Source organism: Mesorhizobium sp. B2-4-3 (assembly GCF_006442815.1).
In the GTDB taxonomy this organism is placed as follows: Bacteria; Pseudomonadota; Alphaproteobacteria; order Rhizobiales; family Rhizobiaceae; genus Mesorhizobium.
The window spans coordinates 74,777-91,786 of the sequence record NZ_VFVL01000014.1 but is presented as its reverse complement, the minus strand read 5'-3'; the positions used below and the strand labels follow the sequence as shown (position 1 = coordinate 91,786).

Below are 17,010 nucleotides of genomic sequence, written 5' to 3'. Positions count from 1 at the left end.
TGTTCTTGCTTGGCCGGATCAGCCGGCCATCGCCTTTTCAGCGCCGGCGGAGCTTGGCGTATCCAAGGCATGCGACACCAGCGCGGTCATGATCTCGGCGGCGGCAAGCGCGGCGATCACCGGCGGGCGCTTGTCCTTCACGGCATTGCCACCGATCGGCAAGATAAGCCGGCCGAACTGGGCTTCGCTGCCCTCGGCCGATTTCAGGAACCAGTTCCTGAAAGTGGCTTTCTTGGTCCTGGAACCGATCATGCCGACATAGGCGGTGTCGTCGCGCTTCAGCGCCTCGGCAACGATCAGGAAATCCAGCGCATGGTCGTGGGTGAGGATGGCGAAGGCCGATCCCGCCGGCGCTTCGCGCACGACGGCTTCAGGCATCGGCGTCAGCCGCGTCGCCACCGTTTCCGGCATGCCTTCCAACGCCTCGGATCGGGTTTCGACGACTACCACGTGGATCGGCAGCAATGCCAGCGACGCGGCCAGCGCCTGGCCGACATGGCCGCCGCCGAAGAGATAGACATGCGGAAGATGCGCCTCTTCCGATTCAGCCTTGGCGATCAGTTGCTGCTCCAGCGAAGCATCGACGAGACGGATCGACACCTCGACGCGGCCGCCGCAGCATTGGCCGATCTCCGGCCCGAGCGGAACGTCAAGCGTGGCGCAGACCTCATCGACCTCGATACGGGCTTCACTGGCTGGAGATCGCGACCGCTGCCCTGCATTCAATATCTGTCGCGCCTTGTCGATCGCCATATATTCGAGCTGGCCGCCGCCGATGGTGCCGAAAATCGACGATGCCGAGACAAGCATGAAAGCACCGGCTTCGCGCGGCGTCGAACCCTTTGTCGCCGCCACTTCAACCAATGCAGCCCGGCCGACCCGGCCGAAGAATTCCTTCAACTCTTGAGCTTTCGAGTTCATCGTCTGCATTCCTGTTGCCGAAATATAAGGTTTTTCGGCCCGAATTGCACGTTTTAGGCCGGCCTTTCGGCTTCCTGCCTCAATCGCTCGATCGCCATCAGCACCCGTTCCGGCGTTGCCGGCGCGTCGAGGCGCGGGCAGATCTTGTGGTCGGCGACGCTTGCCACCGCGTCGGAGAGCGCATGCAGCACCGACATGCCATGCGGCAGCGGCGGCTCGCCGACCGCCTTTGAGCGATGGATGGTCGGCTCATAGGCCGACGACCAGTCGGTCAGCTTGACGTTGAAGATCTTTGGGCGGTCGGACGCGAGCGGGATCTTGTAGGTCGACGGCGCATGCGTGCGCAGCCGGCCGCTGTCGTCCCACCACAATTCCTCCGTCGTCAGCCAGCCCATGCCCTGGATGAACCCGCCTTCGATCTGGCCGAGGTCGATCGCCCGGTTCAGCGAGCGGCCGGCATCATGCAGGATATCGGTGCGCTCGACGACATACTCGCCGGTCAGCGTGTCGACCGAAACCTCCGAGCAGGCCGCGCCATAGGCATAATAGTAGAAGGCGTGGCCGCGGCCCTTGCTACGGTCCCAATGGATTTTGGGCGTCTTGTAGAAACCGGCCGCCGAGAGCTGGATGCGGTTGATATAGGCCTGCTTGACCAGATCGTTGAAGGCCACTTCCTGGTTGCCGACGCGCACCCGGTTGGGCAGGAACACGACCTGGTCGTGGGGCACCTGATATTTGTCAGCGGCGAAATCGGTCAGTCGCTTGCGGATCTGGCGGGCGGCGTCCTGCGCCGCCATGCCGTTGAGGTCGGCGCCGGAGGAAGCAGCCGTCGGCGAGGTGTTCGGCACCTTGGCGGTGGTGGTCGCGGTGATCTTGACCCGGTCGAGATCGATCTGGAATTCTTCCGCCACGACCTGGGCCACCTTGAGATGCAGGCCCTGGCCCATCTCGGTGCCGCCATGGTTCATATGGACCGAACCGTCGGCATAGACATGCACCAGCGCGCCGGCCTGGTTGGCCTCCGTCTTGGTGAAGGAGATGCCGAACTTTACCGGCGTCATCGCCAACCCGCGCTTCACGAACCGGCTGTTGTTGTTGAACGCGCTGATCTCGCGGCGGCGCCGCGCATAGTTCGCGCTTTCCTCCAGCTCGGCCACAATGCGCTGGATGATGCAGTCCTCGACCTTCTGGTGGTAGGGCGTGACGCTGCGCTCGCCGATCGCCTCCATGGGATCGTAAAAGTTCAGCTTGCGGATTTCGAGCGAGTCCTTGCCGACGGCGAAGGCCACCTCGTCGATGACGCGCTCGGCGCCGACCATGCCTTGCGGGCCGCCAAAGCCGCGGAAGGCGGTGTTGGAGACGGTGTTGGTGTAGAGCGGCGCCGACTTGGCGTGCACCGCCGGATAGAAATAGGCGTTGTCGCAGTGGAACAGCGCGCGGTCGCCGACCGGACCTGACAGATCGGCGGAAAAGCCGCAGCGCAAGGCATAGGTGAAGTCGACGCCGAGGATGTTGCCCTCGTCGTCGAAGCCTACCTCGTAATCGATGGCGAAATCATGCCGCTTGCCGGTGGCGGTCATGTCCTCATCGCGGTCGAGCCTGATCTTGACCGTGCGCTTCAATTTCTTGGCCGCAATGGCGGCGATCGCCGCGCATTGGTTGGCCTGGGTCTCCTTGCCGCCGAAGCCGCCGCCCATGCGGCGCACTTCGACCGTGACAGCATGGCTCGGCACGCCGAGCGCATGGGCGACCAAGTGCTGCGTCTCGCTCGGGCCCTGCGTCGAGCAATAGACGATGACTTCGTCGTCCTCGCCGGGGATCGCGAGCGACACCTGGCCTTCGAGATAGAAGTGGTCCTGGCCGCCGAGCCACATGCGGTTCTTGATGCGGCGGGGAGCCGCCGCGATCGCCGCCGCCGCGTCGCCACGCTTCAGGATGAGCGGCGTGGTGACCTGCTTGTCCTTGACCGGATCGAGGTTCCAGATGTCGACGACGGCCGGAAGCTCGTCATACTCGATCCTCGCCAGCCGCGCGGCGCGACGCGCTTCCTCGCGCGTCTCGGCGATGACGGCGAAGATCGGCTGTCCGTAAAACTGCACCTTGCCTTCGGCGAGCACCGGGTCGTCATGCATGTTGCTCGGCGAAACATCGTTCTCGCCGGGAACGTCCGCATAGGTCAGCACATCGACGACGCCGGTCGCCGAGCGCACCGCCGACAGGTCGACGCTTTTCAGCGTGCCGTGCGCGACCTTCGACAGGCCAAGGCCGACATGCAGCGTGCCGGCAGGCTCCGTCATGTCGTCGATATAGACTGCGGCGCCGCTGACATGCTTGTGTGCGGAATCGTGTCGCTGGTCGGTGGCGACGCCGCCGAGGATCTTTTCCGCCTTCGAATTGGGAGTGGCGTGCTTGTTCATCAGGCCGCCTCGTCGCGCGAGACCTGGAACGGCGCCTTCGTTCCGGTCGTCTCGATATAAAAGCGCAACAGCAGGTTCTTCGCTGCCAGCGCCCGGTATTCGGCGGTCGCCCGCATGTCGGTCAACGGCGTGAAATCCTTGGCGTATTCGGCCATCGCAGCCTCCACCGTCGCCTCGTTCCAGGCCTTGCCGATCAGCGCCTTCTCGACCGCGCCGGCGCGCTTCGGTGTCGCCGCCATGCCGCCATAAGCGATGCGGATGTCGGCCACCGTGCCATCCTTGGCCAAGGTCAGGCAGAATGCCCCGAGCGTCGCCGTGATATCCTCGTCACGGCGCTTGGTGACCTTATAGACGGCAAACTTTTCGCCCCGCGCCGGCACCGGAACATGCACGGATTCGACGAATTCGCCGGGCTGACGGTCCTGCTTGCCATAGGCGATGAAGAAGGTTTCGAGCGGTATCGTGCGGCGGGCCTTGCCCTTGCGGAGCGTCAGCTGCGCGCCGAGCGCGATCAGCGGCGGCGGCGTGTCGCCGATCGGCGAGCCGTTGGCGATATTGCCGCCGATCGTGCCCATGTTGCGCACCTGCGCGCCGCCGATGCGGTCGACCAGCGGTCCCAGTGCCGGGATGCGCTTCGACAGCATCTCGAAGGCTTCGCTGTAGGTGACGCCGGCGCCGATGGTGATGACGCCGTCATTCTCCGAGGTCGTCCGCAAGCCGTCGAGGCCGCCGATGAAGATCGCCGGCGAGATGTCGCGCATATGCTTGGTGACCCAGAGGCCGACATCGGTCGAGCCGGCGACGATGGTGGCACCCGGCTCCTTCTCGAGCATGGCGGCGAAATCGTCGACGCTGGCCGGCACGATCAATCGCGCCTTGCCCGACCCGACCTCGACCCTGGCGCCATCGCGCAAGGCCTTCAGCCGCGCGGTGATCTCCTTGCGCTCCAAAGCCAGCGGATCCTTCGACGCCTTGCCGTAGCTCGAAATGGCGTGCGCGGCGCGCATGATCGCCTCATAGCCGGTGCAGCGGCAGAGATTGCCCTGCAGCGCCTTCTCGATCGCGGCGTTGGACGGATCGGGGGTCTTCATCCACAGCCCATAGAGCGACATGATGAAGCCCGGCGTGCAGAAGCCGCATTGCGAGCCGTGGAAATCGACCATCGCCTGCTGCACCGGATGCAGCTTTTCGCCGTCGCCGCGTAGATGCTCCACGGTGACGACGTGGGTGCCGTCGAGCGAGCCCATGAAGCGGATGCAGGCATTCACGCTTTCGTAGACGAGACCTTCGGCGGAGAGCTTACCGACCAGCACCGTGCAGGCGCCGCAGTCGCCCTCGGCGCAGCCTTCCTTGGTGCCGCGCAGCGAACGGTTGAGCCGCAGCCAGTCGAGCAAGGTCGCATCGGGTGCGACGTCTTTCAGCGCCACGTCGGAGCCGTTCAGGATAAAGCGTATCTGATTGCGGGTCTCAGCCATGACCTCAGCTCCCCCGATAGGTCGAGTAGCCATAGGGCGAAATCAAGAGCGGGACGTGATAATGCCGCTGCTCCGCCATACCGAAGCGGATCGGCACGATGTCCAGGAAAGCGGGTTGCGGCAGGTCGATACCCTGGCCGCGCAGATAGTCGCCAGCGGCGAAGACCAGCTCATATTCGCCGGTGCGGAAATCGGCGCCGGCGAGCAGCGGCGCGTCGCAGCGCCCGTCATCGTTGGTGGCGACCGTCTTGAGATGCGCGCGGCTCTGGCCCTCGATGCGGAAAAGGCCGATCGACAGGCCTTTTGCCGGCCGGCCGGTCGCGGTGTCGAGCACGTGGGTCGTCAGGCGCCCGCCATCGGCTTTCGACGTTTCTGCCACTGGCCGCCTCCCATCCCGGTACGTTTCAGGTCGATTGTGCGCCTATTAAAGGCGATGCATAAGCCCCGGTCGAGCGGAGTGCGGCAAAAAGCACTTTCAAAAATTTTCGGGGGAATGCATGCGCACTCCTTTCGATATCTTCATCTCAACCATCGGGCAGGAGTAGCAATGCGTTACGATAGGGACATGCGCGGTTATGGGGTCAATCCACCGGACCCGAAATGGCCCGGCGGCGCGCATGTCGCGGTGCAGTTCGTCGTCAACTATGAAGAAGGCGGCGAGAACTGCGTGCTGCACGGCGACAAGGCTTCCGAAGCCTTCCTGTCCGAGATCGTCGGCGCCGCGCCCTGGGTCGGTCAGCGCCACTGGAACATGGAATCGATCTACGAGTATGGCGCGCGGGCGGGCTTCTGGCGGCTCTATCGGCTGTTCACCGAAGCGCAGGTGCCGGTGACCTGCTATGGCGTCGCCACGGCGTTGGCGCGCTCGCCCGACCAAGTGGTCGCCATGCAGGAGGCTGGTTGGGAGATCGCTTCGCACGGGCTGAAATGGATCGACTATCGCGACCATGCGGCCGAGGACGAGCGGCGCGATCTCGAAGAGGCGATCAAGCTGCATTACGAGATCACCGGCGCGCGCCCGACCGGCTGGTACACCGGCCGGACCTCGGTCAACACGGTGCGGCTCGTCGCCGAGGAAGGCGGCTTCGACTATGTCTCCGACACCTATGACGACGAACTGCCCTATTGGTTCGACCGCGACGGGCTGGAGAAACCGCAGCTCATCATCCCCTACACGCTCGACGCCAACGACATGCGCTTTGCGACCCCGCAGGGCTTCAACTCGGGCGACCAGTTCTTCGCCTATCTGAAGGACAGTTTCGACACGCTCTATGCCGAGGGCAAGGCAGGCCGGCCGCGCATGATGAATATCGGCCTGCACTGCCGGCTGGTCGGCCGGCCGGGCCGTGTGGCGGCCTTGAAGCGCTTCGTCGACTATGTGAAGTCGCACGACAAGGTTTGGCTGACGCGGCGCATCGACATCGCCAGGCATTGGCGCGAGACGCACCCTTACGAGGCGCCGGCGCTGCGTCCGTCGCGGATGGAATTCGAGGAATTCGTGCACGCCTTCGGCGGCGTGTTCGAGCATTCGCCCTGGATCGCCGAGCGCGCCTACGAATTGGAGCTCGGCCCTGCGCATGACAGCGCCGGCGGCCTGCACAACGCGCTCTGCCGCGTCTTCCGCGCGGCGAACGAAGCCGAACGACTTTCCGTGCTGAACGCCCACCCGGACCTCGCCGGCAAGCTGGCCAAGGCCAAGCGCCTGACAGTGGAATCGGCCAAGGAGCAGGCCTCCGCCGGGCTCGACGCGCTGACCGACAAGGAGCGCGAGCTGTTCTCGAAACTCAACGCCGCCTACGTCACCACCTTCGGCTTCCCCTTCATCATCGCGGTCAAGGACAAGACCAAGGACGAAATCCTGGCGGAGTTCGAGGCGCGGATCGGCAACAGCCGCGGCACCGAGCTCGAAACCGCCTGCAGACAGGTCGAACGCATCGCCCTGCTTCGGCTGAAAGACATGCTTCCCTTGTAATGTTTTGAGGGTCAGGACCCCATGGATATGATCAAGACTGCCGAGCGAACCTACTACGCCCCGCATGGCGGCCATCCCGGCCAGAACGAGCTTTTGACCGGCCGCGCCGTCTTCACCGAGGCCTATGCGGTCATCCCCCGGGGCGTGATGCAGGACATCGTCACCAGTCCGCTGCCGTTCTGGGACAAGACGAGGGCCTGGATCATCGCAAGGCCACTGTCGGGCTTCGCGGAGACCTTTTCGCAATACATCGTCGAGGTTCTGCCCGGCGGCGGCAGCGAGCGGCCGGAACTCGATGCCGCCGCCGAGGGCATGCTGTTCGTCGTCGAGGGCGAGCTCACCGTATCGCTTGGCGGCAAAGAACACGTGCTTGCCCCCGGCGGCTTCGCCTTCCTGCCGCCATCCAGTGGCTGGACGGTGCGCAACGAAAGCGGCACTGCTGCCCGGTTCCACTGGATCCGCAAGGCCTATGAGGCTGTCGACGGCCTCGACGCGCCGGAAGCCTTCTTCTCGAGCGACCGGGATGTGGCGCCGAGCCCGATGCCGGGCACGGAAGGGCGCTGGGCAACGACCCGCTTCGTCGACCCGGCCGACATGCGCCACGACATGCACGTCACCATCGTGACGCTGAAGCCAGGCGCGGTCATCCCCTTCGCCGAGACGCATGTCATGGAGCACGGGCTCTATGTGCTGGAAGGCAAGGCGGTCTACCGCCTCAACCAGGATTGGGTCGAGGTCGAGGCCGGCGATTTCATGTGGCTTCGCGCCTTCTGCCCGCAGGCCTGCTATGCCGGCGGCCCCGGCAATTTCCGCTACCTGCTGTACAAGGACGTCAACCGTCACGCCAGGCTGGGCGGCTATCTTGGGGGCAAGGCGCGGTGAGCCGCATCGTCGCCCGACCGCTGACACGCGAAAATTTCGCGCCCTTCGGCGACGTCATCGACATGGGCGGCGACAACCGCTTCCCGATCAATGGCGGCAAGGCGATGCGCTATCACGACCTCGCCACGGCAGACGCCGTCGGGCCAAATGCGCGTGTGCTGATCTCGATGGTGCGCGGCACGCCTTATGAGATGCCGCTGAAGCTCACCATGGTGGAGCGCCATCCGCTGGGCAGCCAGGCGTTCATCCCGCTGTCGCCGCGCCCGTTCCTGGTCGTCGTCTGCCACGACACGAAGGACGGACCCAGCGAGCCGCACGCTTTTGTCGCCGGCCCAGGACAAGGCATCAATTACCGCCGCAACTTCTGGCACGGCGTGCTGACGCCGATCGGCGAGGAACAGGATTTCCTCATCGTCGACCGGGGCGGCGACGGCCCCAATCTCGAAGAGTTCCATTTCTCGCACCCTTACGAGATCCACCTCCCCTGAAAGCTTTCCCATGACCGACGTTTCGCTGATCGACCGCCTGCTCGACGTGATCGAACACGACATCGTGCCGAAGACGGCGCAAGGCGTTGCACATGGCAACAAGCTGTTTGGCGCCGCGATCCTGCGGAAAGACGACCGCTCGCTGGTGCTGGCCGAGACCAACAACGAGATCGAAAATCCGCTCTGGCATGGCGAGGTGCATTGCCTGAAGCGCTTCTACGAGATGCCCAAGGCCGAGCGCGTCGACACCAAGGACGCGTTGTTCGTGGCCACCCACGAGCCCTGCTCGCTCTGCCTGTCGGCGATCACCTGGACCGGCTTCGACAATTTCTATTACCTGTTCAGCCACGAGGATTCGCGCGACAGCTTTGCCATCCCGCACGATCTGAAAATCCTGAAAGAGGTCTTCACCCTCGACCCCGGCGGTTACAATGCCGAGAACGCCTATTGGAAGAGTTTTTCCATACGCCGGCTGGTGCGGGCGTTGCCTGAGACCGAGCGCAACCGGCTGGAGGCAAGGATCGGCAGGATTGCGGCGCGCTATGACGAGCTGTCAGGCGCCTATCAGGCCAGCAAGGCCGAGAACGACATTCCGCTGAACTGACGCGTATAGCCTACCTTACCTTCGCGTTTTTCAGCACTTCATTTATCCTTGCCTGCCAACCCTTGCCGGTCGCCTTGAATTTTCTGACAACGTCCTGGTCCAGGCGGATGGAGACGACTTGCTTTGGTTTCTCCAGGGCCGGTCGGCCACGGGAACGCCTTATGCTCTCGAAAAGCTCCGGGAGCGCTTCCGCGAAAGGCTTGGCTTGTGCCAGCTGTTCGTCGGTCGCCTCCCCGTCCTCGGGATCGGCAGCAATCTGTCTTTGAATTTCGGCTTCCTCGGCATCGGTAAGCCGCCGAATGTGTGACTTAGTGTTGCTCATACACGGACCTTTCCTTTCGGCTGGCATGACGCATCGAGATCACCGAGATCGCTTCGGAACCAAGCGGCTTGAAGATCACAGCGAGAATGATCTCTCCAAATTCTCCAATCGCCTTCAGCCGACTGGCCTTGGCCGGGAGGACGATTGACGTGGCAAAAAACTCGATATCGAGATCGGCGAAGTCGAGACCCTGGCTTGCGAGGTTCGTCACCCGTTTTGGCTCATCCCAAACGATTTTCAGGCGAGATCGTCCAGTCTGTCTACATCAGGGCCACGTGAATAAACGTAATACACAAATTGATCGAGAAATACAAGAGGAAGCGGGATGATCGGAGGGTGCGTTCGCTAACGACCCAGGTCGCGTTTTTTAATGCTCCAGTCGCGATTGGCGATTGAAAGTCGCCACGCCGCGGAGCGTTATGCGCCCCATGAAAACCGCCACCGAATTTCCCCGCAAGGTCGTCGAATTTCCCGATATGGGCATCGTCATGCCGGACGGTTGCCGGCTGTCGGCGCGCGTCTGGATGCCGGAGGACGCAACCGACAATCCGGTGCCGGCGATCCTCGAGCACCTGCCCTATCGCAAGCGCGACGGCACTATCTTCCGCGACCAGCTCACCCATCCCTATTTCGCCGGGCACGGCTACGCGTCGATCCGCGTCGACATGCGCGGCAATGGCGATTCCGAAGGGCTGATGGACGACGAATATTCCGAGCAGGAATTGCAGGACGCCTGCGACGTCATCGCCTGGGCGGCGGCGCAGCCCTGGTGCAACGGCAATGTCGGCATGATGGGCATTTCCTGGGGCGGCTTCAACTGCCTGCAGGTGGCCGCGAAACAACCGCCGGCGCTGAAGGCGGCGATCAGCCTGTGCTCGACCGTCGACCGCTATGCCGACGACATCCATTACAAGGGCGGCTGCCTGCTCTTGGAAAATTTCGGCTGGGCCTCGACGATGCTGTCCTATTCGTCGCGGCCGCCGGATCCGGCGATCGCCGGCGGCAATCGCTGGCGCGACCTGTGGCTCAGCCGGCTGGAGAACCAGTCTTTTCTCCTCTCGCTCTGGCTCAGCCACCAGCATCGCGACGCCTATTGGAAGCGCGGCTCGATCTGCGAGGATTTTTCGGCGGTGAAAGCGGCCGTGCTGTCGATCGGCGGCTGGCATGACGGCTACCGCAACACCATCTCCAATCTCGTCACCAACATCCAATCGCCGGTCAAAGGTATCGTCGGTCCCTGGATCCACAAATACCCGCATTACGCCGGACCCAAACCGGCCATCGGCTTCCTGCAGGAGGCGTTGCGCTGGTGGGACCGCTGGCTGAAGGGCGCGGAAACCCGCGTCGAGGCCGATCCGAACTACCGCGCCTATGTCATGGACAGCGTGCGGCCGGCGCGCTGGCATCCGGAGCGGCCGGGCCGCTGGGTGGCGGAACAGGAATGGCCGTCGCCGAACATCAAGATCGAGGCGATCGAACTGCTTTCCGCAGGCGCCAAGCCCTCAATCGTCGCGTCGCCGCAGACCTGCGGACTTGCCGGCGGCGAATATTTTCCCTTCACCTTCGGGCCGGAACTGCCGGGCGACCAACGCCACGATGACGCGCTTTCGGTTTGTTTCGACCAGCCTGAACTCGGCGCGGCGATCGACATCGTCGGGGCGCCGGAGCTCGAGGTCCGGGTTGCTTCCGACCGGCCCCAGGCCAACATCGCGGTGCGGCTCTGCGACGTGCATCCGGACGGCGCCTCGGAGCTGATCTCCTATGGCGTGCTCAATCTGACCCACCGCAACTCGCATGAATTCCCCGAAGCGTTGGTTCCCCGGGAGACGGTTTCGGCGCGCGTCGTGCTCGACCAATGCGCCTACCGGGTGCCGGCCGGCCATAGATTGCGCATCGCCGTTTCGACCGCCTACTGGCCGATGATCTGGCCCTCGCCGGAACCGGTGCGGCTTGATCTCGCCAAGGCCAAGCTGAGGCTGCCGCTGCGCCCGCCAGCGAAGGGCAATGAGGTTTCGTTCCCTGAGCCGGAAGGCGCGACGCCATGGGCGACCGAGACAATCAGGCAGGCGAATTCCGAACGCCATGTCGATCGCGACGAGAAGACCGGTCTGGTCACACTCTCCATAACCGACGATTTCGGCGAGGTGCGCGACCTCGACCATGGGCTGGCCAATGGCAGCATCGTGCGCGAGACATGGACGATCCATCCCGACGACCCGCTGTCGGCCACCGGAGCCACGCATTGGACGCAGACACTGTCGCGCGATGAATGGTCGGTGCGGACCGAAACTTTTGCCGAGATGCGATCGGACGCCGGCAACTTCATCGTCAGCGCCAGAATCGAAGCCTATGAAGGCGAAAAGCTGGTCTTCGAACGCGACTTCGAGCAGGCGATTCCCCGCTCGCTGGTTTGAGCCGAAGCAAGATTGGTCCAAATGCGACGTGCGATTTACGCCACCGCATGTCGCATTCGGTCTTGCCTGCCGCTTTCCCTTACGGTCATTATCTCCTCCAATAGCAAGAAACGACCCTAAGGTCGGATATCCAGAGTGAGGAACCTTAATGTCCAACGAACTCGACTATCTCAGCCGGCGAGTCGCGGCCGGAAAACTTAGCCGTCGCGATTTTCTCGGGCGCGCCGCGGCGCTCGGCGTCGCCGCGACCGTCGCCAACTCGCTGCTCGCCAGCGCCGTGCGCGCCGCCGGCCCGGTTAAGGGCGGCACGCTGAAGGCCGGCCTGCAAGGCGGCGAATCCACCAACAGCCTCGATCCGGCGACCTTCCTTAGCCAGGTTCCGTTCGCCTTCGGCAAATGCTGGGGCGAAACGCTGGTCGAGCTCGCTCCGGGCGGCGGCGTCGAATATCTCATCGCCGAGGAGATCGGCTCCTCGGACGACGCCAAGACCTGGACGATGAAGATCCGCAAGGGCGTTCAGTTCCACAACGGCAAGGAAGTAACGCCGGACGACGTGGTGGCGACGCTGAAGCGCCACAGCGACGAGAAGTCCAAGTCGGGCGCGCTTGGCGTGCTGAAGAGCATCGACACCATCAAGGCCGATGGCGGCAATGTCGTGGTCACGCTGAAGGACCCGAACGCCGACATGCCTTACCTGATGGCGGATTATCATATCATCATCCAGCCGAATGGCGGCATGGACAAACCGGACGCCGGCATCGGCACCGGCCCGTACAAGATCACCGGCAATCAGCCCGGCGTGAAGCACACCGCCGAGCGCTTCGCGAATTACTGGCAGTCCGACAAATACGGCCATGCCGACCAGGTCGAGATCGTCGTCGTCAACGACCCGACGGCGCGCATGGCGGCGCTCCAGGGCGGCCAGGTCAACATGATCAACCGCGTCGAGCCGAAGATCGTCGATCTGGTCAAGCGGCTGCCCGGTGTCACCATCCGCGCCGCTTCGGGCCGCGGGTTCTATCCCTTCAACATGTTCTGCGACACCGCGCCCTTCGACAACAACGATCTCAGGATGGCGCTGAAGCTCGCCATGGACCGCGAGGAGATGCTGACCAAGATCCTGCGCGGTTATGGCGAAGTTGGCAACGACATGCCGGTCAACAAGGCCTACCCGCTGTTCGCGGGAGACTTCGAGCAGCGCAAGTTCGATCCGGAAAAGGCGGCCGCGGCTTACAAGAAGTCGGGCCATAGCGGCTCGATCCTGCTGCGCACCTCCGACGTCGCCTTCCCGGGCGCGGTTGACGCCGCCCAGCTCTACCAGCAGAGCTGCGCCAAGGCCGGCATCAAGATCGAGATCAAGCGCGAGCCGGGCGACGGCTACTGGACGGAAGTCTGGAACAAGCAGCCCTTCTCGCTCTCCTACTGGGGCGGCCGTCCGACCCAGGACCAGATGTACTCGACCGCCTATCTGTCGACCGCCGATTGGAACGACACCCGCTGGAAGCGTCCTGAATTCGACAAGATGGTGCTTGCGGCGCGCGGCGAGCTCGACGAAGCCAAGCGCAAGAAGATCTACCGCGACATGGGCGAGATCATGCGCGACGAAGGCGGCCTGATCGTGCCGTTCTTCAACCAGTTCGTCGACGCGACCGGCAAGGGCGTCGAAGGCTGGGTCGACAACCCGGCGCAGGAACTCAGCAACGGCCATGCGCTGATCGAGTGCTGGCTGCAGGCCTGATGAAGGATAAGGGAGGGGCTGGCGCAAGCCGGCCCTTCCCCGTTTTCATGACCCGCCCGAAAGGCGGGCGTCGTCCCTTCTTCACCATTGCGGGTTGCCGATGTCGTCTCCGATTCTGAGATTGGTCGCTCAGCGTATCTTGCTGGGCCTGGTTCTTCTTTTGGCCGTTTCGGTGCTGATCTTCGCCGGCACGCAGATACTGCCGGGCGACGTCGCCCAGGCGATTCTCGGCCAATCGGCGACTCCGGAGGCGCTGGCGAACCTGCGCGAGCAGCTCGGGCTGAACGACCCGGCATGGCTGCGCTACGTGCACTGGCTGTGGGGCATCCTGCATGGCGACTTCGGCACGGCGCAGTCGAGCGGACTGGACATCGCGACCTCGATCGGCACCCGGCTGAAGAACACACTGTTCCTGGCGGCTTGCGCCGCGATCGTCGCCGTGCCGCTGGCAATCGTCCTCGGTCTGATCGCGGTGCGCTACCGCAACGGCTTCGTCGACAAGCTTATCTCCGGACTGGCGCTGGCTTCGACCTCCTTCCCGGAATTCTTCATCGGCTATGTGCTGATCTATTTCTTCGCCGTGAAATGGCAGATCTTCCCCAGCATCTCGACGGTTGATGACTCAACTCCCTTCCTCGAAAGGCTGCAGGCCGTCGTGCTGCCCGCGACCGCGCTGACGCTGGTGGTGCTCGCCCATATGATGCGCATGACGCGCGCGGCGATCCTCAACGTCATGCAGTCGGCCTATATCGAGACGGCAGAATTGAAGGGGCTGAAGGCCTTCGACATCATCCGCAAGCATGCTTTCCCGAACGCGATAGCGCCGGTCGTCAACGTCGTCATGCTCAACCTCGCCTATCTCATCGTCGGCGTCGTGGTGGTGGAGGTGATCTTCGTCTATCCGGGCATGGGACAGTATCTGGTCGACCATGTCGCCAAGCGCGACGTGCCGGTGGTGCAGGCGGTCGGCCTGATCTTCGCCGCGGTCTACATCACGCTCAATATCGTCGCCGATATCGCCGCCATCGTGGCCAATCCGCGGCTTAGGCATCCGAAATGACGGGCCGGATGCAAGACGACCAAAAGGGGAACTGAGGCGAATGGCGCTACGACAAATCCCAGTCACCGCCTGGATCGGGCTGATCCTGACCGGCGCTTTCGCGTTCTGCGCCATCTTCGCGCCCTGGGTCGCGCCACACGGCAATGGCGAGATCGTCGGCGACGTGTGGGAGCCGATGTCGGCCGCCCATTGGCTTGGTACCGACAATCTCGGTCGCGACCTTATCTCGCGCATGATCTACGGCGCGCGCATCACCATGGAGATTGCGGTGGCGGCGACGGCGCTGTCCTTCTCGCTGGGCTCGATCCTCGGCTTCTCGGCCGCGGTGTTCGGCGGCTGGTTCGACACGCTGATGTCGCGCTTCGTCGACCTTTTGATGTCGATCCCGACGCTGATCTTCGGCCTCGTCGTGCTTTCCGTGCTGCCGACCAACGCGCTGACCCTGATCCTCGTCATGGGCATCCTCGATTCGACCCGCGTCTACCGGCTGTCGCGCGCGGTGGCCGTCGACATCAACGTCATGGACTTCGTCGAGGCGGCCAAGCTGCGCGGCGAAGGCAAGGCCTGGATCATCTTTCGTGAGATCCTGCCCAATGCGCTGTCGCCGCTGGTGGCGGAGCTTGGCGTGCGCTTCATCTTCGCCGTGCTCTTCCTGTCGGCGCTGTCCTTCCTCGGCCTCGGCGTGCAGCCGCCGGATTCGGACTGGGGCGGCATGGTCAAGGAAAACAAGGACGGCATCGTGTTCGGCATTCCGGCGGCGCTGATCCCGGCGGCGGCGATCGCGGTGCTGGCGATCTCGGTCAACCTCGTCGCCGACTGGGTGCTCAACCGCACGACGAGCCTGAAGGGAGGACGCGGCTGATGGCTGGCAAGCAGGCGAAGACGCGGCCGATGGCCGACGGGCAGGCAAGCTCAGGCAAGCTCCTCGACATCCGCAACCTGCGCATCGAGGCGACTGTCTATCCGCCGGGCGAGGCGCCGAAGACCATCACGCTGGTCCACGATGTCTCGCTGACGCTCGAAAAGGGCAAGGTGCTCGGTCTCATCGGCGAGTCAGGCGCCGGCAAGTCGACCATCGGCCTGTCGTCCATGGCCTATGGCCGCGGCGGCGTGCGCATCACTGGCGGCGAGGTGATCCTCAACGGCCGCGACATCATGAAGGCCGGACCAAGAGGCGTGCGGGCGCTGCGCGGACGCGAGGTGTGCTATGTCGCGCAGTCGGCGGCGGCGGCGTTCAATCCGGCGCACAAGCTGATCGACCAGGTGGTCGAGGCCACCCTCCTGCACGGCACCGCGAACCGTGCCGAGGCCGAGAAGCGGGCCGTTGCGTTGTTCAAGAAGCTCAGCCTGCCCAATCCCGAGACGATCGGCGAGCGCTACCCGCACCAGGTTTCCGGCGGCCAGTTGCAGCGCGTGATGACGGCGATGGCGCTCTGCTCGGAGCCCGACCTCATCGTCTTCGACGAGCCGACCACGGCGCTCGACGTGACGACGCAGATCGACGTGCTGGCGGCGATCAAGGACGCCATCCGCGACACCCACGTGGCGGCCCTCTACATCACCCACGACCTTGCCGTCGTCGCCCAGGTCTCGGACGAGATCATGGTGCTGCGCCACGGCCGGCTGGTGGAGTGGGGCGGCACGCGGCAGATCATCAAGGAACCGCGCCAGGAATACACCAACGCGCTGGTTTCAGTGCATGAGATCGAGCACCAGGAACAGCAGCCCGGCACAACGCCCTTCCTATCGGTGAAGAATGTGACCGCCGCCTATGGCGGCGGCCATGTCAAGGTTCTGAAGAACGTCTCGGTCGACATCTACCCGGCACAGACACTGGCCGTCGTCGGCGAGAGCGGCTCCGGCAAGTCGACGCTGGCGCGCGCCATCACCGGCCTGTTGCCGCCCGAGCAAGGCACCGTCACCTTCGACGGCCGACCGCTCGCCAACAGGCTGGCCGACCGGCCGAAGGAGGATCTGCGCCAGCTGCAGATGATCTACCAGATGGCCGACGTGGCGATGAACCCGCGCCAGACGGTGGGCACCATCATCGGCCGGCCGCTGGAGTTCTATTTCGGCATGAAGGGACGCGAGCGCGACAAACGCGTGGCCGAGCTGCTCGACGAGATCGAGATGGGCAAGGGTTTTATCGACCGCTACCCGGCCGAGCTGTCCGGCGGGCAGAAGCAGCGCGTCTGCATCGCGCGCTCGCTCGCCGCCAAGCCGAAGCTGATCATCTGCGACGAGGTGACCTCGGCGCTCGATCCGCTGGTCGCCCACGGCATCCTCAAGCTGCTCTTGAACCTGCAGCAGGTCGAAAAGGTCGCCTACCTCTTCATCACCCATGATCTTGCGACGGTGAAGTCGATCGCCGATTCCGTCGCGGTGATGTATCGCGGCGAGGTGGTGCGCTACGGCTCCAAGAGCAAGGTGCTGACGCCGCCCTTCGACGCCTATACGGACCTGCTGCTCTCCTCCGTGCCCGAAATGGAGATCGGCTGGCTGGAGAAGGCGATCAAGGGCCGGCGCATGGCGAGCGCCGGAAACTGAAGCAATTCCTGGAAAAGCGTGAAGCGGCTAGGCTCGGCGGCTTCGCCGTGGCCTTCCGCCCGTAATTGCGTCAAAACAAAGAGATAGTCCGCGGAAAAGTCGGCTCCCAATGCGGCCGCTGTCATGCGGCTGCAATGGGGAACGGAAAAGATCGGCCGCGGGCAGATAGA

The 17,010-nt window shown here is 63.9% G+C and carries 15 protein-coding genes; 9 read left to right on the top strand and 6 right to left on the bottom strand.

The features are described 5' to 3' along the window. Positions 1–18: 18 nt before the first annotated feature. The 4 genes from xdhC to uraH are packed head-to-tail and all read right to left on the bottom strand — an operon-like array spanning position 19 to position 5,192. Entirely contained in the window at positions 19–921 is a 903-nt protein-coding gene (gene xdhC, locus FJ956_RS15625) for a xanthine dehydrogenase accessory protein XdhC (RefSeq protein WP_140679026.1), read from the bottom strand. Between the two features lie 53 nt (positions 922–974). Then, positions 975–3,338, bottom strand: a complete 2,364-nt coding sequence (gene xdhB / locus FJ956_RS15620) for a xanthine dehydrogenase molybdopterin binding subunit (RefSeq protein ID WP_140679028.1) — start codon at positions 3,336–3,338, stop codon at positions 975–977. After that, positions 3,338–4,813 (bottom strand): xanthine dehydrogenase small subunit, encoded by a 1,476-nt coding sequence (gene xdhA / locus FJ956_RS15615; RefSeq protein WP_140679030.1) that lies wholly within the window; start codon positions 4,811–4,813, stop codon positions 3,338–3,340. Before xdhA ends, xdhB begins: the two co-directional genes overlap by 1 nt. A 4-nt stretch (positions 4,814–4,817) precedes the next feature. After that, positions 4,818–5,192: a hydroxyisourate hydrolase gene (uraH, locus tag FJ956_RS15610; protein ID WP_140679032.1), complete on the bottom strand. Its 375-nt coding sequence runs from the start codon at positions 5,190–5,192 to the stop codon at positions 4,818–4,820. Positions 5,193–5,360: 168 nt separating this feature from the next. On the opposite strand from uraH, the gene puuE reads away from it, so the two are divergent. Genes puuE through FJ956_RS15590 form a run of 4 tightly spaced genes read left to right on the top strand, consistent with a single transcriptional unit; the run spans position 5,361 to position 8,759 of the window. Next, positions 5,361–6,785, top strand: a complete 1,425-nt coding sequence (puuE, locus tag FJ956_RS15605) for an allantoinase PuuE (RefSeq protein ID WP_140679034.1) — start codon at positions 5,361–5,363, stop codon at positions 6,783–6,785. 21 nt (positions 6,786–6,806) lie between these two features. Beyond that, a complete protein-coding gene (locus FJ956_RS15600; protein WP_140679036.1) occupies positions 6,807–7,667 on the top strand; it encodes a bifunctional allantoicase/(S)-ureidoglycine aminohydrolase in 861 nt (286 codons plus the stop codon). Beyond that, positions 7,664–8,155 (top strand): ureidoglycolate lyase, encoded by a 492-nt coding sequence (locus FJ956_RS15595; RefSeq protein ID WP_140679038.1) that lies wholly within the window; start codon positions 7,664–7,666, stop codon positions 8,153–8,155. Before FJ956_RS15600 ends, FJ956_RS15595 begins: the two co-directional genes overlap by 4 nt. Before the next feature lie 10 nt (positions 8,156–8,165). After that, the gene (locus tag FJ956_RS15590; RefSeq protein ID WP_140679040.1) at positions 8,166–8,759 is read left to right on the top strand and encodes a nucleoside deaminase; all 594 of its coding nucleotides are present in this window, start codon (positions 8,166–8,168) and stop codon (positions 8,757–8,759) included. A 10-nt stretch (positions 8,760–8,769) separates the two neighbouring features. On the opposite strand, the gene FJ956_RS15585 is transcribed toward FJ956_RS15590, so the two are convergent. Further along, positions 8,770–9,081, bottom strand: a complete 312-nt coding sequence (locus FJ956_RS15585) for a BrnA antitoxin family protein (RefSeq protein ID WP_140679043.1) — start codon at positions 9,079–9,081, stop codon at positions 8,770–8,772. After that, positions 9,068–9,322, bottom strand: coding sequence for a BrnT family toxin (locus FJ956_RS15580; RefSeq protein WP_140679046.1), 255 nt, complete (start codon positions 9,320–9,322; stop codon positions 9,068–9,070). The genes FJ956_RS15585 and FJ956_RS15580 overlap by 14 nt, the downstream gene beginning before the upstream one ends. A 187-nt stretch (positions 9,323–9,509) precedes the next feature. Between FJ956_RS15580 and FJ956_RS15575 the strand changes: the two genes are divergently transcribed. From FJ956_RS15575 to FJ956_RS15555, 5 genes are all read left to right on the top strand, one after another. Next, positions 9,510–11,495: a CocE/NonD family hydrolase gene (locus FJ956_RS15575; protein ID WP_140679048.1), complete on the top strand. Its 1,986-nt coding sequence runs from the start codon at positions 9,510–9,512 to the stop codon at positions 11,493–11,495. 148 nt (positions 11,496–11,643) lie between these two features. Then, entirely contained in the window at positions 11,644–13,233 is a 1,590-nt protein-coding gene (locus tag FJ956_RS15570; protein WP_140679050.1) for an ABC transporter substrate-binding protein, read from the top strand. Between the two features lie 100 nt (positions 13,234–13,333). Then, positions 13,334–14,293 carry an ABC transporter permease gene (locus tag FJ956_RS15565; RefSeq protein WP_140679052.1) on the top strand — a complete coding sequence of 320 codons (960 nt, stop codon included), beginning with the start codon at positions 13,334–13,336 and terminating at the stop codon, positions 14,291–14,293. A gap of 40 nt (positions 14,294–14,333) precedes the next feature. Continuing rightward, positions 14,334–15,155 carry an ABC transporter permease gene (locus FJ956_RS15560; protein WP_140679054.1) on the top strand — a complete coding sequence of 274 codons (822 nt, stop codon included), beginning with the start codon at positions 14,334–14,336 and terminating at the stop codon, positions 15,153–15,155. Between the two features lie 29 nt (positions 15,156–15,184). After that, complete coding sequence (locus FJ956_RS15555) at positions 15,185–16,840, top strand: ABC transporter ATP-binding protein (protein WP_140679178.1); 1,656 nt, start codon at positions 15,185–15,187, stop codon at positions 16,838–16,840. Positions 16,841–17,010 lie beyond the last annotated feature (170 nt).